Raw genomic sequence first — 13,504 nt, forward strand, 5'->3', positions numbered from 1 at the left:
CCACGCACCTTCTTCCGGCGCGCTCAGCGTGGTCCAGGGCCGAAGACGGGCTTACCGCCAACCGCTGCCTGATTGATCCCCGACGCCGTCTTCGCCGCCTGGAGCAGCTCGGCGGCCGCACGCCGCCGAAATCGGTCGTGCTGACCAGAATGGGCAGGATGGGCAGCCGCTCGCGGGTGCGTTGGTCCATCCGGGCCTTGCGCCGCTTGCGCTCCTTCGCCATGTGGATCTCGTCGTCACGGATCGGGCAGGGCACGGCCCAGGGCCCCCAGCGAGTTGGTTCCTCGGCTGCCCACTGCGCGATGTCGAGGTAGAACGCCCGGACTCGCATGAGCTCGTCCTTGGCATTGAGCCGCCGGCTGGAGACCTCGACGCTCTTCCCTTCGGGCCCGGTGACGGTGCGCTTCTTGACCTTCAAGTCCTCTTTCCACTCGCTAGGGAAGGGGGCAGGTGAGCGGGAGGACGCGTTCGGTCAGCCGGCCGGTGAGGTGGGTGTCGGTGACGACGGCTTCGGCGAGCCAGTTCGCTTCGATCAGCTGGTCCACCAGGTGCTGCGGCTCGCCGGGGCCCATGGGGCACCAGGAGGCCAGAGAGTCCAGGCCGACGCCCTGGCCGCAGGGGCCGAGTCGTCCGTCGGTGCTGGTCTGGGTGGCCAGCATCAGGGCGAGCAGCCGGGTGCCTGCGGTGGCCTTGGCCTTGCGCAGCTTCTTGTCCGAGACGATCTTCTGGGCCCACCCGCTGAGCTTGGGGCGCATCTTCTTGCCGAACGTGAACGGGCCCGGGCTGTCCCCGTGGGGCGTGAGGGATGGGACGGTGACGGGGCTGGGGTTTTCCGGACGGGAGGCGAGAAGGTCGCCGACGGTGCCGGGGATGCTCAGCCAGCCGCAGTCGGTCAGCTGCTCGACCAGGTGCTCCGGGTCGGTCAGACCCAGGGTGGTGAGGTCCTGCCCGACGAGGTTGCCGGTGCCGGTGTGCGCGGTGCGCAGGGTCAGCATGAGCACCAGCAGGCGTGCTTCCGGGCCGGGCAGCGGGGTGTGGTCGGCCACGTGAGCGAGGACGGCCCGTGCGTGCTCCCACTGCGTCGGCGCGGTCAGCAGGCGGGTCACCGCCGGCTCATCGCTGTCCGGACTGCGGCCGGTGCGCTGCTGGTGCTGGAAGCGGGCGGCGGCGGCGGCCTGCTCGGCGCGCTGGGCGTCCAGCCGCAGGCGCGTGTCGCCGGTGACATCGGCCCAGGTGGCGAAGGCGCGCGCCTTGCGCGTGTGGAGGTCGGCGAGCAGCGCCAGGTCGGGTTCGGGGCGCTGCTGGTAGGCGCGGAAGAGACTGCCGAGTTCGGCGAGCTCGTCGCGCAGGACGACGGGCCGCAGATCGTAGGGGATGACCCGCTGCGCGATCTTCCCGTACGGACGGCGGTGCCGGGCCGGCGCGGGGCGGGGTGCCGGTACCTCCCGGGGGCCGGCCAGGGATGAGGAGCGGTCGGAGAACTGCGGGTCGCCCGCGGGAGCGGTCGACGGGCGGTCGGCGGTGGCTGGGGCGTCGGCCGTCGGGCCGGTGGCGGCCGGGGTGATGGTGACTGTCTTCGCGCCGGGCGTGGCGGCCGCGCAGCGTGAACAGCATTCCAGGGCCTGCCACCAGCGGCCTTCCCGGTCGGTGACCACGGCCAGGACGACCGCCCCGCCGCACCGCCAGGGCTCGGCACGCATCTGCCGGTCGTCGGGACGGACGTGCGTGTGACAGCTCTCGGCCCTGCACGCGCAGTACGCCTGGGCCCGAGGCCCGGGGGCGGCCCGGAGGTGGGCCTTGAGGTGGGCGACCGCGGCCGCACGGCCGACGGCCGCGGACGGCAGACGCTGCTCGGCACAGGAGGGACGGCTGCACGAGACGCGCACCGCCGCACTGCCACGACCGGCAGCGTCCAGACGCACCGTCCACCTGCGCCCCAGTACCCGCTCGTCCAGCTCGCTCGCCGAGGCCTCCGTCATCCCGTTCTTCCTCCCATGCCGTGTCCGTCCCCCATGCCCGCACCCGTCCTCACCGCGACGGACAGGGCTCGGCGGCCGGGCCCACCGTACGCGGCAGGCAGGCCCGATGACCGGGGAACTCGCCCTGTTCACCGGAACCAGCGCGTCAGCCGTTGCCCAGCGGGTGTGATTCCGCCGGAGAGCTGTACGTGACCGTGCACGTCCACGATTGATCCGCCGCGGTATTCAGCCAGGTCCGATGGCTTTGTGCCATTCGTCGGCAACCCGCCTCCAGCAGCACCGAGGCGCCGCTACACAAGAAGGCTGGGGGTGGCGTGCTGCCGTCCTGGCGTGGTGATGGCTGGTCGTTGGGGGAGGTCTGGTCGGGTTGCTGACCATCAACGTGGCGGTGCTCCTCGCAGTCGTCGTCGTCTGGCGGCTGCGGCGGCGTACGGAGGCCCGCAGCCGCTTCGACGAGAAGCTGACCGTGGTCATCGTCCTGGCGCTGGGCGTCCTGATCGCTCCTACCCCGGCAGGCCAGGGAATCCTGAACTTCCTGGGGGAGCTCGCGAGCGGCGTCACGCAGGCCGGCCGATGAGCTCCCGCGTACGCAAGGGACGGGCGGCGACGACCAGGCGCCCGCCGGCGCGGCGCCGTTCCCGGAGGCCGGGCAAGCGGCGGCAGCGCGCAGACGACCGGCTGATCGGTCTCCTCGTGGCCGCGGCACTGGGCATCGCCCTGGTGGTGTCCGTGGTCAACTGGCTGCTGGCCCACTGGTGGATCCTGATCGTCATCGGCGCACTCGCGGTGCTGGCCGGCGGCGGCTGGCTCTACCAGAAGCAGCAGAGAGCGCGGTGGGAAGCGGTCCGCGCGCAGGGTCTGCGGTACGACCTGTCCCAACTGGACGCCCTGCACCACTCCCAGTTCGAGGACGCGGTGCGGGATCTGATGCGCCGTGACGGCTGCCGGGACGCGGTCCGGGTCGGGGGCGGCGGAGACCTGGGCGCTGATGTGAAGGCCACCGATCCCTACGGACGTCGCTGGGTGATCCAGTGCAAGCACCGCCGTAATGGTCTCGCCGGCGTCTCGGTGGGCACGCCGGACCTTCAGGTCCTCAACGGCACCGCCCGCCAGGTCCACGGCGCCGACATCGCGGTGATCGTGACGAACGGCCGGGTCACAGCGCCCGCCGTGGCCTTCGCCAAGCAGCAGCACCTGCACGTCGTCGACCGCCACACCCTCGCAGCGTGGGCGTCCGGCTCACGACCCCTGTGGGAACTGCTTCGGGCCATCCCGCCGCCCCGCAAACCGACCGCCCACTCCTGAGCAGACCGCGGCAGCGGGCTACCTCACCGACGCCGCCTCGCCGGGCGTCAACGCTGGTGATGCGGCGCCGCCCGTTTCGGTGATCTCCGGCCCGACGGCCGCCACGGTGCTGGGCCGTCGCCAGGACTCACGGTCCCGGCCCCGGCCCCGCCGACCCTGCGGGCCCGCGAGACCCAGCTCGCCAGCGTCGTCTCGTTGATCCCCAAATCCTTCGCGACCTGCCCGACCGGCTTCCCGGTCTCGGTCACGATCCGCACAGCCCCCTCACGGAACTCCGCGTCGAACTTCCGCCTCTTCTCCGCCATGACTCCCAACTTCCCCTGCAGTCACGGTCTCTACGCTACGAGGGAAGACTCAGCCTGGATCCACCGGGTGGATTTCGGGGTGAGGGTTTCGGCGGATTTTTGGTCCTCGCGGAGTTGACCGGTGGTTTCGGGTGTCGGGTGTCCGCTGGTCTGCCCAGCTTTTCCACGTGTCTGCAGGTATCGGGCCCTCTCGGGCGGGTCGTTTCAGGGAGCGTCAGCCGACTGGTGGTGGCGCGTGCGTGGCGGTGAACAGCTGGATGAACTCGCTTTCCCAGGGCCAGTGTTGGGGCAGGTGGAGGGTGAGGTGGCGTGCTGAGCGGGCCAGACGTGCGGGGACGTTGATCAGGTGGTCGCGGATCGTCGCGGTGGTCGCGCGGGCATGGAACGCGCAGGCCAGGGCCCCGGCGGCGCGGGTCAGGTTGTGGGCGAGGGCGGCGAGCGTGAGCCAGGCGGCGTTCGCCTGGAAGTGCCCGGAGGGGGCGTGCGCGAAGGCGCTGTTCTTGACGTCCGCGATCACCTGCTCCACCACGGCGTGCCGTCGGTGATCACGCTCGGCGTCGATCAGGGTGAGCGGGGAGTCGGTGAACGCGGCGTGGTAGCGCCAGGTATCGAAGAGCGTGCCCTGTCCCTCGGGCAGGGCCGCGGGGTTGAGCCGCTTCACCCTGCGCACGATCAATCGGGCGGTGACCTGCTGTTTCTTTGGCTTGGAGGTGAAGGCGGTGTAGGTGGTCTCGGCTATCTCCGCGTCCGAGATCCAGCACTGTCCCTCCTCGTCCCAGACCGCCTTGGGGTACTTGATCGCCGTCCACGCGCTCTCGCCGATGGCCGCGATGGCGGTCTTGACCGAGGCGTTCATCCGCGCCGTGACGGAGAACCGGGCGTCCGCGGCCCGGCAGGCGTTCACCACGTCAGCGCCGTAGAACGCGGAGTCGGCACGCACGATCAGCAGGCCGCCGGCCCCGCAGGTGCGGGCGGCGCGGATGGTCTCGGCAACGAACCCGGCCGCACCGCGTGCCGAGTTCGTGGGCCCCTTGCGCAGGCGGGTGGCAGCGATCACCGGTGCGGCGAGCGGGGTGGAGATGATCCCGAGCAGCGCGTTCAGGCCCTTGACCTTGCTGTATCCGTAACCGGCACCCTGCTTGGCATAGCCGTAGGTACGGCGGATCGTGTCGTCAATGTCCACATAAGCCACCGCCTGCGCGCCGGGCAGCAGCCCGGTGTGCGCGGCCAGGGCGGGTAGGAACCGCCGGGCCACGGCATGCAGTTGCTTCACATGACCGTGGGTGAAGGAACGCAGGAACGAGCCCAGCGTGGACGGCGCCCGCACCCCGGTGAACAGCCGGGACAGTCCGCCGTGCCGCAACCGGTCCATGTCATCGAAGCTGTCCGCACCCGCGACCATGCCGCCGACCAGCGACATCACCTTCGCCGCCGGGAAAGAACCCGTGCCGTCCCTCGAGACCGGCAGCTTCACCAGGCCCTCGACCAGCGCGGGCAGTCCGCACCGCTCGGCCAGACGCGCCACCGGCTCAAGCCCGCCGTACGCGACGAGATTCGGGTCATCGAACCGTGCGGAGACCATCGCGGCGGCATGGGAAGATTGCATCTCGGAAGTGCCTTGTCGATCGTGCCTGATGTGGTCCTAGAGAAACCCCATCATCGCAGGTCACAAGGCACTTCCTCGTTTCCGTGAGAGTCATCCACAGACGTCAAGCCGGTGGATCCAGGCTCAGACGCGGGCGAAGAAGGCGAAGAAGCGCGGTGACTACCTGCGCCCGCAAACGGTCAACGCGCGGGTGAAGAAGTGGTTCTATGACGCCGGGCTCACAACCGACGGCCGCCCCGTCTTCTCCCACAGTCTGCGCGCCGGCGGCGCCACCGACCTCGGCATGAACGGGGCCACCGAGGAGGAGCTCGAGGAGGCGGGTCGCTGGACCAAGGGCTCCCCCATCCCGCGGAAGGTGTACGTGCGCCCCGCCAAGGACGCCCAGCATGACCCGTTCGGCAAGGTGCCCGTGCACGCTCCGCGGGCGAAGGACGCGGTCCTGGCGCACTCCCTGACCATCCGCGGATCAGGGAGTCGCCCCTCACGCCCCTCGTGAGCGGGAGGTGGCGGCGCCACCTGGCTGGGGGCGTCTGCAGAATCAATCGCTGCAACTGACGAGTTGTTGCGCAGCACAAAGCCCCACCCCCATATGAGGGGTGGGGCTGATCGTGTACCCCCGGAGCCGACCGCGGGTACTGTTCTGTTGTCGAGTCAGAACAGGAGCCAGTATGCATGCTCTGCCGCACGACCACACCGGAACACGCATCGCGCGCCTCCGTAGAGAGCGCCACCTGACACAGAGGGCCCTTGCTGAACTGGCAGGTGTGTCAACCAGCCTCGTAACGAAGACCGAGCGGGGCGTGCTCCCCCTCACTCCGCACGTTTCCGCCTGCTTCGCGCGGGCCTTGGGCGTGTCAGTAACAACAATCGTTGGGCAACCCTACGCGGACGAGCTTCGGGCCGATGAACTGGACGTGCTCATAAGGCCCATTCGCGAGGCTCTGGACGTCTACGATCTCGGCGTAGATCCCGAGATCAGCGCACGAAGCATTGCTGATCTGAACACAGAGGCTGAGCGCTTGTGCGCCGCCGTTCGTGGTGGCGAAATCAAGATGGCCGCAAGTGAAGTCGCGGGCCTCATCCAGGAAGCGACGACGGCGGCGCATCAAGCGAGGGTGCACGAAGGGTGGCTCACGCTCGCGAGTCTCTACCGGACGTCGTACGACGTTGCTGCAAAGCTGGGGTTCCCTGACCTGGCCGCTCTGTCCCTCGCACGTCTGGACTGGGCTGCACAGATGGGCTCGGATGCGGTACTCGGTGGCATGTTCCACTACCTACGTGCTCTCACCTACCTGCGGGAGGGGCAGTACCGCACAGGCGACCGCCTTATCTCCATGGGGCTCTCGACTCTGCAACAAGCCGATGCAAGCCGTGAACGCCAGATCGTCACAGGGCAACTCCATCTCGGGGCTGCGGTGATGGCTGGCCGCGCCCACGATGAGGACCGCGCCCAGGAACATCTGTTGAGCGCCGAACGTATCGCTGGCGAGACTGGCGAGGCTGTGAAGGTTCACTGGCTCGCGTACGGGCCGACGAATGTCAAGGTGCATCGGGTCGCAGTTCTCGCCGAGCTGGACAAGTACGGCGAAGCCGTCGAGGCGTCAGCCGACATCGCCATTCCGGGCGACTGGCCTAAGTCGCGTACAAGCCACCACTTCGCTGAGGTGGCCCGTGCCCAGATGTGGACGGGCAAGTTGGACGGGGCGTTCAGCAACCTGCTGATGGCGCGGAAGACCGCGCCCCAGCAGGCGAAGTATCACCCGACCATCAGAGAAACGTACCAGGGCCTGGAAGCTGCCCATCGCCAGCTTCCTGACAGCTTCCTCTCCTACGGCTCCTGGCTCAGCTCCTCGCGCTAAGCTGCTCTAAGTAAATCTTTGGCCCCAGCTAACAGTAATTCACTGTCAGTTGGGGCCTTGTCGTGCCGTCATCATGTCGTCACTGGCCACTTCGACATGGAGCCGACCATGACGACTACACACCAACCTACGGCCCAGCACCGCCCCAGTCGAGGCGATGCTGTACCCGCCCGAGCACCATTACTCCGCGCTTCACCGGTCGCCGTGGAGTGGTCGAGGACGTTTGATCTCTTATCCCCGGCTTCCCAGTTGGCTCGCCTGCACACGCGGACACGGCTGACGATGTTCAAGTGGGCCGGGAACGTCGAAGGCGCGACGACCGTCGTAGGAATCCTCGTCCGCAACGCCGTGGACCATGCCGACCCGGGCCCGACGGCAGAAAACCGGCAAGTGCAGCTCAAGCTCGCAATCACTGAGAACCACGAGCTGACCATCGACGTACGTGATCCGATTCCGCAGTTCCGGGACTTCGGGCAAGCCGCAGCCGGCCAGGAGAGGCGCGGCCTCTGGACGCTCCGTCGGCTCGGCGGTGAACTGTCCTGGTTCCTGTGCCACGAGCGCGTCGGCAAGACGGTGCGCGCACGTATGACGCCAGGGCTGGTACCGGCATGACGATCTCCCTCACCGCCCCGGTTCGGGATAAACGCGTCGCCTCTCCTACGCCCAACGTCCCGAAGTGGACGCCTCCGCTCGACGAGGACGGCTTGAGGCACGTCCTGAAGCGGATCACCGCGTGGTCTCCGCTCGACGTCGAGGCGATCTTCGACGACCTGGACACGACGATCGGAGACCAGCCGCCGCCCGAGGCCGCGACCCCGGCGCTTGTCGAACGCTTGCGTAGCTATCTGAAGAGGCTCAGCGCAATCGCGGTAGCCGACACCAAGTTCCCGCCCACCGATGAAATGGCGCAGCTCATCGAGCGAGGACGCCCTATGCAGGATGCACGTCTACCAGCCGACCGTCAGCAGGCCGTCGGGATGGCCCGACGCATGGCTTTCGTGGCCTTCGAACTCGTCGAGGAACTGATCGAGACTCGGTACATCAAGGACGTCGAATGACACCTCAGAACCGGTCGTTTCCACGCAGCTGCGTTGTCGCTCCGTGGAAACGACCTTCCATCGGGGTCCTCCGGTTCCGCCTCGATCGCCCTGCCCTGCACCGGCGGGCGCCGATCGGCGGACAGCACGGAGGACTGGCTCACACTCCCCCGCCGATCACGGGTGTGAGCCCCGGTCGCCCTCTCCCACTCCAATCGAGGGCGACCGGCCTGCCCAACAGTTCCGCCCCGAAACCCCCTCTCCAGCAATCCGACTCCGCTCCCCCAGCGGTTCGCAGGTTCAGCCGGAGAGGGCCCTCACCGCAGCACGTCCGAGAGGAATGCGACGTACATGTGCCAGCACCAGACTCCCTGCCCCACCGCGGACGCGCCGGATCGCGAGGCTGCCAGAACCGTGGCACGAGACGACGTCCTGGGCTGGACCCTGCTTTGCAACGGCGTATTGACCTTTGACGTTATGTCGATCTCCCAATCGCAGGGACTGGTCTGACGTGCTGCTTCGCGAGATGGACATGTCGTTTCAGCAGTTCTGGGCCAGGGGCAGTGCGAACTTAGACGGCGGCGGTCACCAGCAGTTCGGGAAGGTCGCGCATGTCGTCGAATACGACAGTGCCTGCTCCCTCCAGCCGCGAGGCTGGGGTGAGGCCGCCGCAGTAACCGAAGGCCCGCATGCCAGCGGCCCGAGCTGCCTGCACCCCGTATGCGCTGTCCTCGATCACCGCGCATCGCTCGGGTTGTACCCCCATGGAACGTGCGGCGTGCTGGAAGAGGTCCGGTGCAGGCTTGCCTCGACGGACGTCGGTCGCGCTGAAGATGTGGTCCTCGAAGTGGCCCGTCAGATCAGCGATTTCCAGGCTTCGGCGGATGCCGGCGTGATCACCGTTCGAGGCGACGCAGACGGCAGTGGTGAGGCGCCCCAGAGCCTCTGCGATGCCATCGACAGCGGTCAGTTCGGCCTCAAAGGCCGCATCGTAGAGATGCTCGTATTGTTGCTGCCAGCCCTTCTCCAGGCGCCGTCCGAGCCGTTCCTCGACAGCTGCGGTGTAGACCTCGGTGGACGAGCCCACGAACCGCTCGATGATTTCAGCTTCAGTGAACGTGCACCCCAGGTCAGCCATGATCATTGCGTCTACTTTGATGCATATCCTCTCGCTGTCCACCAGCACGCCGTCGCAGTCGAAGATCACCAGTTCAATAGGGCTCTGCGTCATGATCGGCAGCGTAGAGGGCGGTCGGTGCAGCTCTTCCGGTGCGTCGGGCTGTCGTCGGTTTTGCCAGAGTTTCACCGTGAGCTGCTCGCGCCACCCACCGGCGTGCTCGACAGCGCGCGGAGGCGGCGGATCTCGCCGTGGGCGGTCTCCAGTTTTCGGGTGAGGTCGGCGACCTGGTCGCGGAGTTGTCGGTTGCGTTCGAGCGCGGTCTCCAGCCTGCGTTGCTGGGAGGCGTCGCTGGCCGCGTGCCGAGGACTGCGGTGGGGAGCCGGGGCTCGCTGCTGGAGCTGGTTGATCGCGGTGATGAGGTCGGTCTGCGTGTATAGCCAGGACCTGGAGACACCGGCCGCGTTCGCGATGCCGACGACGGTGGGCCGTTCGTTACGGCGGGCTGCCGCCTTGATTGCTTCTTCGGCGCGCTCACGTGCTTGCCTGCTGCGTGTCTTCGAGGCTTCGACGAGGAAGCGGGCGTTGTCAGCCGGTGGCATCGAGATCGGTCACCTTTCCGCCGGCCACGATCTGTTGCGGTCCAGCCTGTTCCAGGGCGTCGATGATGGTGTCGAGCTTGCCGAGCGTGCGGGTGTTCTTCTCTTCCACCGCGACCCAACCGCACCCGGCCGCGAAGTCAGCCTCTACGACCAGACCGCCCTGACCCTCCGGTCGGCCGGCGTGCCGGTACTCGTCGTGAACACCGGCACCGCCACCCCTACGGAGGTTGCGGCCACAATCGCCGACGCGATCCCTGATCCGCCGGTAGCGTCGACTGCCCCATCACCGTCAACAACCTCTCAGGGACCATGACACCGCAACTCGCACAACCCGTCATCGATACCCACGTCATCCTCCGCACGGGCGACAAGCTGCTGCTCTCCCAACGCGGCGGCCCATACGGATACGGCCGCTGGCACCTGCCGTCCGGCAAGCTCGATCAGGGCGAGCCCCTGCCGGACGGGGCCGCCCGTGAGCTGATGGAGGAGACCGGGGTATCGGTCGACCCTGCACACCTGCGCCTGGTGCACGTCGTGCACCACAAGCAGAGCGACACCGTCGAACGCATCGGGTTCTTCTTCCTGGCCACCGAGTGGACCGGAGAGCCCGTCAACCGGGAACCGGACAAGTGCCTGGCCCTGGAGTGGCACACCGTGCACGACCTACCCGAGGACATCATCGAATACCCCAGGGAAGGGCTCCTCGGGTACCTGGACGGCGACGGCAGAGCAATGACAGAACACGGCTGGACCTGACCCTCAGCAGAAAGGCCGAACTCCCTTATGAGAGGAGTTCGGCCTGTTCTTCGGCGGTCGAAGTCTCTTGCGCTTGCACTCCAGAGCGAACCCGGACAGAAAGAGGAGTCCCCCTGTGCTGAACCAGAAGCCCAGCGGCGCGACGGAATCAACCGACGCCCCGAGCGAGCCCGCCAACACGACCTGGATAGAGGTAACTCACGTTACTTGGTGTGAATTTCTATAGGCCAGAGATCGTCGCCCGCACAGTCACGCGATGAGCTGACTATCTGATGACAAGTCCGATCAACGACACGATTAACGAGGGGTGAGACAAGTGGAGTTCCCAAGCGATAGGCTGGGCCTGACGCCAGACGACCACTCAGATATGGGACCGGCCGAACGGAGTCACCCACAACGGCAAAAGGCCCCGCTTGCTGCTTACGCAGCTGTCCCGATGTTTGCCGCATCAGGACACGGGGCCCGCCGACACCACCCAGTCCCTACGAATGAAGGTGCCAGCTCTATGACGAAGAGTACCCGGATCACCCGGGATACAGACAGTGGGACCCGGCAGTCCGCCGTGAAGATCACACCGGCGACGCACCGCACGTGCCCTGTCACCACTACCCGCGCCATCGCATGACCGCCCAGAGCGAGCACATCCTCGCCTACCTCGCCCCCGATGACCCGGGCTTCGGGTGGGAGTTCCTCGCCGAGGACTTCGTGAACGCGCGCCTGGCCGAAGAGCTGACCGCTGCCAAGGCCCGGCCGACGGGGCCGGAGCAGAATCAGGCTGTCGGCCGGATCGTCTCCCTCAGGCTCGCCGTCACCCAGCACGCCACCTATGTCGATCGCGACGGCAAGAACTGGGCGCGCTGCTTCACCTGCCACGGCTCGAACGGCTTCCCGTGCAGCACGATGCGCTGCTTCACCCGCATGTGGCGCCACCACCCCGACTACCGCCCCGGGTGGAACGGGACCCTGGACTGCCCCACGGGCTCGAGCGACTGGACGCAGGACATGCTGCGCATCGCCGCCCGGGGCGGGTTCCACAATGACTTCCTGGCCGGACAGGCACAGGGGCAGACCTCACCCAGTAAGGGAGATCAGGTGACGTAGCGACGTTCTGAGCGGGAGGTCTTGGGCCCCCTGGCGGGGGCACTTCCTCTACCGCCGGCCGCTGGTGTTAGTGCACCGTGCGCGGCCACTTCCTACGGCTCGAAGTTGACGCTTCGAGCCAAGGCCCGACTCTCAGATCCGGTTTGGCGACCAGGTCCGAGCAGGTCGAGCGACTTCAGGTTCTCCAAGAACCGCAAACCCGTAACCGGGTCCTTTGGTGTCCCGGACCGTACGACCGGAACGAGGTACATAGTGCCGTACGCGAACCCCACTTGTCAGCTTCCGCACGCCCGAACGCCCGATTCACCCCAAAAGTCCCCTGCTTCCGGCCGCATCCCGTGCCAGCAAACTCCTCGCGACACGAACAACCCGCAGGACACATTCGAACGTGCGTACGAGTACAGTGGCGAACCCGGTCGCGGAGGAGCCCTGCGCGTACTCGCAGCTGCCCAGTGGGTCTCCACCACGACCGGCCGCATCACGACCTGCCCCTACTCCTGGATGCAGGCCGTCCACTGGGTAGGCGGCTCCGGCCTCTACGCCCCATCCCGCAATCACGGACCGAAGTGGGGGCCCACCACCGTGCTCATCGCGCAGGAGCTGTCCGCGCTCGCCGAGTGCCGGCCTGGCATCAACTACCTCGCCCGCAAGCTGAAAGTGAGCGAGCGCACGGTCCAGTACCACCTCGACATGCTCCGCGAGGCCGGTCTCCTCGTGTACCGCACCAAGGGCACCCGCGTCACTGGCAGCATTCGTCAGGCATCGGTGTTCGAGCGGGTGATCCCGCTCGAGTTCGACGAGGCGCTCGGGATCCGTACAGTCGGTGAGGGCGTCGAGCGGCGCCCCACCGGCATCGCCGAAAAGGGCCTGAAGCTGATCGGGAAGCTCGCCAAGAAGGCCGCCCGCAAGGTACGGCGTCGCCGCTCCAGGACCCCCGTTTCAGGTCGGGGGCGTTGCACCCCAATGGAGGGTGGTACCTCAGCGTCTTCTCCTACCGGTACTTCCACATCTCCCTCTGAGACAAAGCTCGCCAGCGGGAGCACCAGTCACCCCACCCGGAAGAAGACCACCCGCGGGCCGCAGAACCTGAACAAGATCGGTCGCCGCCACCAGCTCGGCCAAGAACTCGTCACCAACGTGCCATGGCTGCAGCAGGCATCGACCCCCCGCATCTCGTGGATTGCCCGGCACTGCGCTGACGCCGGATGGACCTGGCGGGAAGTACAGGCCGCTGCCGAGGAACACAGCCCGATCGACCCTGCCGAAGCTCGCCGACCGTCCGGGCTCCTCGCGCACCGCATCAAGGGTGTCCACCTGCTGTACGCCCACCCCGCCGGCCGCCGCTCGATGGTCACCGCGTGGGAAGACTCCCGCGCCCAGGAGCACTTCCGCCACGCCGGATACGACCAGCCCGCCCAGCCCGTTGCCGGCCGGACTGCCGACGAGGCCATGGCCGAGATCCGGGCCGTCCTCCAGCAGCCCGCACACGCCGCCGAATGCACCGAGCACGAGGCGGGCGACCTCGACATCACCACCCTCACCCGCGACGAAGTCCTGGAACACCGGGCCTACGCCGCAGACCCGGCGTACGTCCGGGCCATGCTCGTATCCCTCGGCGACCGCGACACCCGCCGCCTCCTGACGAACAAGCTCGTCGACCAGGCCCTCGTCATGTCCCGCACCACCCCGACTCTCACCCCGGCGTTCTGAGGAGGACCCGATGCCTGACACCGCACCCCAGCAGCCGGCCCGCCAGGAACTCGAGAAGTCAGCTGCCATCGAGAACCCCGACCCGCTCCTGGCAAGCATCCAGGCCGCCACGGCCTACAAGTACCGA

General features: G+C 67.6%; 15 protein-coding genes and 1 pseudogene. 10 read left to right on the forward strand and 6 right to left on the reverse strand.

The window, feature by feature from the left end:
• Positions 1-434 precede the first annotated feature (434 nt).
• Positions 435-1,979, reverse strand: a complete 1,545-nt coding sequence (locus tag OG936_RS39950; RefSeq protein WP_331746119.1) for a hypothetical protein — start codon at positions 1,977-1,979, stop codon at positions 435-437.
• Between the two features lie 367 nt (positions 1,980-2,346).
• Between OG936_RS39950 and OG936_RS39955 the strand changes: the two genes are divergently transcribed.
• On the forward strand, positions 2,347-2,556 hold the full coding sequence (locus OG936_RS39955) for a hypothetical protein (RefSeq protein WP_266753435.1): 210 nt from the start codon (positions 2,347-2,349) through the stop codon (positions 2,554-2,556).
• A complete protein-coding gene (locus OG936_RS39960; RefSeq protein WP_331746120.1) occupies positions 2,553-3,284 on the forward strand; it encodes a restriction endonuclease in 732 nt (243 codons plus the stop codon). Before OG936_RS39955 ends, OG936_RS39960 begins: the two co-directional genes overlap by 4 nt.
• Positions 3,285-3,331: 47 nt before the next feature.
• Here the strand turns inward: OG936_RS39960 and OG936_RS39965 are convergent, their stop codons facing one another.
• Both OG936_RS39965 and OG936_RS39970 read right to left on the reverse strand, forming a co-directional pair.
• Positions 3,332-3,589: a transposase gene (locus OG936_RS39965; RefSeq protein WP_331746121.1), complete on the reverse strand. Its 258-nt coding sequence runs from the start codon at positions 3,587-3,589 to the stop codon at positions 3,332-3,334.
• A gap of 214 nt (positions 3,590-3,803) precedes the next feature.
• Positions 3,804-5,195 (reverse strand): IS1380 family transposase, encoded by a 1,392-nt coding sequence (locus OG936_RS39970; RefSeq protein ID WP_331746122.1) that lies wholly within the window; start codon positions 5,193-5,195, stop codon positions 3,804-3,806.
• Between the two features lie 190 nt (positions 5,196-5,385).
• Here OG936_RS39970 and OG936_RS39975 point away from each other — a divergent pair, with 190 nt between their 5' ends.
• The 5 genes and pseudogenes from OG936_RS39975 to OG936_RS39995 all read left to right on the forward strand — a co-directional run.
• Entirely contained in the window at positions 5,386-5,691 is a 306-nt protein-coding gene (locus tag OG936_RS39975) for a hypothetical protein (protein WP_331746123.1), read from the forward strand.
• A 172-nt stretch (positions 5,692-5,863) separates the two neighbouring features.
• On the forward strand, positions 5,864-7,054 hold the full coding sequence (locus OG936_RS39980) for a helix-turn-helix transcriptional regulator (protein ID WP_331746124.1): 1,191 nt from the start codon (positions 5,864-5,866) through the stop codon (positions 7,052-7,054).
• A gap of 282 nt (positions 7,055-7,336) precedes the next feature.
• A complete protein-coding gene (locus OG936_RS39985) occupies positions 7,337-7,666 on the forward strand; it encodes an ATP-binding protein (protein ID WP_331746125.1) in 330 nt (109 codons plus the stop codon).
• Positions 7,663-8,112, forward strand: coding sequence for a DUF6415 family natural product biosynthesis protein (locus tag OG936_RS39990; protein WP_331746126.1), 450 nt, complete (start codon positions 7,663-7,665; stop codon positions 8,110-8,112). The genes OG936_RS39985 and OG936_RS39990 overlap by 4 nt, the downstream gene beginning before the upstream one ends.
• Positions 8,113-8,442: 330 nt before the next feature.
• Positions 8,443-8,565, forward strand: a pseudogene (locus OG936_RS39995) (DUF5999 family protein); the annotation flags it as partial.
• 97 nt (positions 8,566-8,662) lie between these two features.
• On the opposite strand, the gene OG936_RS40000 reads toward OG936_RS39995, so the two are convergent.
• The 3 genes from OG936_RS40000 to OG936_RS40010 form a co-directional block, all read right to left on the reverse strand.
• Positions 8,663-9,322 carry an HAD family hydrolase gene (locus OG936_RS40000; RefSeq protein ID WP_331746389.1) on the reverse strand — a complete coding sequence of 220 codons (660 nt, stop codon included), beginning with the start codon at positions 9,320-9,322 and terminating at the stop codon, positions 8,663-8,665.
• 71 nt (positions 9,323-9,393) lie between these two features.
• Positions 9,394-9,810 (reverse strand): DUF6262 family protein, encoded by a 417-nt coding sequence (locus tag OG936_RS40005; RefSeq protein WP_331746127.1) that lies wholly within the window; start codon positions 9,808-9,810, stop codon positions 9,394-9,396.
• A complete protein-coding gene (locus OG936_RS40010; protein ID WP_331746128.1) occupies positions 9,797-9,919 on the reverse strand; it encodes a hypothetical protein in 123 nt (40 codons plus the stop codon). Before OG936_RS40010 ends, OG936_RS40005 begins: the two co-directional genes overlap by 14 nt.
• Before the next feature lie 200 nt (positions 9,920-10,119).
• Between OG936_RS40010 and OG936_RS40015 the strand changes: the two genes are divergently transcribed.
• The 3 genes from OG936_RS40015 (at position 10,120) to OG936_RS40025 (ending at position 13,377) form a co-directional block, all read left to right on the forward strand.
• Positions 10,120-10,566 (forward strand): NUDIX domain-containing protein, encoded by a 447-nt coding sequence (locus OG936_RS40015; protein ID WP_189279000.1) that lies wholly within the window; start codon positions 10,120-10,122, stop codon positions 10,564-10,566.
• A gap of 621 nt (positions 10,567-11,187) precedes the next feature.
• Positions 11,188-11,667, forward strand: coding sequence for a hypothetical protein (locus tag OG936_RS40020; RefSeq protein WP_331746129.1), 480 nt, complete (start codon positions 11,188-11,190; stop codon positions 11,665-11,667).
• A gap of 501 nt (positions 11,668-12,168) precedes the next feature.
• Complete coding sequence (locus tag OG936_RS40025) at positions 12,169-13,377, forward strand: helix-turn-helix domain-containing protein (protein ID WP_331746130.1); 1,209 nt, start codon at positions 12,169-12,171, stop codon at positions 13,375-13,377.
• Positions 13,378-13,504 lie beyond the last annotated feature (127 nt).

Origin of the sequence: Streptomyces sp. NBC_00846, assembly GCF_045207325.1 — a bacterium.
Classification (GTDB): domain Bacteria; phylum Actinomycetota; class Actinomycetes; order Streptomycetales; family Streptomycetaceae; genus Streptomyces.

What these genes read in the sequence shown, in the direction of transcription:
- OG936_RS39970 (WP_331746122.1), bottom strand. Translation starts at nt 5,195, where the DNA reads ATGCAATCTTCCCATGCCGCCGCGATGGTCTCCGCACGGTTCGATGAC.
- OG936_RS39985 (WP_331746125.1), top strand. Translation starts at nt 7,337, where the DNA reads ATGTTCAAGTGGGCCGGGAACGTCGAAGGCGCGACGACCGTCGTAGGA.
- OG936_RS40015 (WP_189279000.1), top strand. Translation starts at nt 10,120, where the DNA reads ATGACACCGCAACTCGCACAACCCGTCATCGATACCCACGTCATCCTC.
- OG936_RS39950 (WP_331746119.1), bottom strand. Translation starts at nt 1,979, where the DNA reads ATGACGGAGGCCTCGGCGAGCGAGCTGGACGAGCGGGTACTGGGGCGC.
- OG936_RS40005 (WP_331746127.1), bottom strand. Translation starts at nt 9,810, where the DNA reads ATGCCACCGGCTGACAACGCCCGCTTCCTCGTCGAAGCCTCGAAGACA.
- OG936_RS40000 (WP_331746389.1), bottom strand. Translation starts at nt 9,322, where the DNA reads ATGACGCAGAGCCCTATTGAACTGGTGATCTTCGACTGCGACGGCGTG.
- OG936_RS40020 (WP_331746129.1), top strand. Translation starts at nt 11,188, where the DNA reads ATGACCGCCCAGAGCGAGCACATCCTCGCCTACCTCGCCCCCGATGAC.
- OG936_RS39965 (WP_331746121.1), bottom strand. Translation starts at nt 3,589, where the DNA reads ATGGCGGAGAAGAGGCGGAAGTTCGACGCGGAGTTCCGTGAGGGGGCT.
- OG936_RS39990 (WP_331746126.1), top strand. Translation starts at nt 7,663, where the DNA reads ATGACGATCTCCCTCACCGCCCCGGTTCGGGATAAACGCGTCGCCTCT.
- OG936_RS39980 (WP_331746124.1), top strand. Translation starts at nt 5,864, where the DNA reads ATGCATGCTCTGCCGCACGACCACACCGGAACACGCATCGCGCGCCTC.
- OG936_RS40025 (WP_331746130.1), top strand. Translation starts at nt 12,169, where the DNA reads ATGCAGGCCGTCCACTGGGTAGGCGGCTCCGGCCTCTACGCCCCATCC.
- OG936_RS39960 (WP_331746120.1), top strand. Translation starts at nt 2,553, where the DNA reads ATGAGCTCCCGCGTACGCAAGGGACGGGCGGCGACGACCAGGCGCCCG.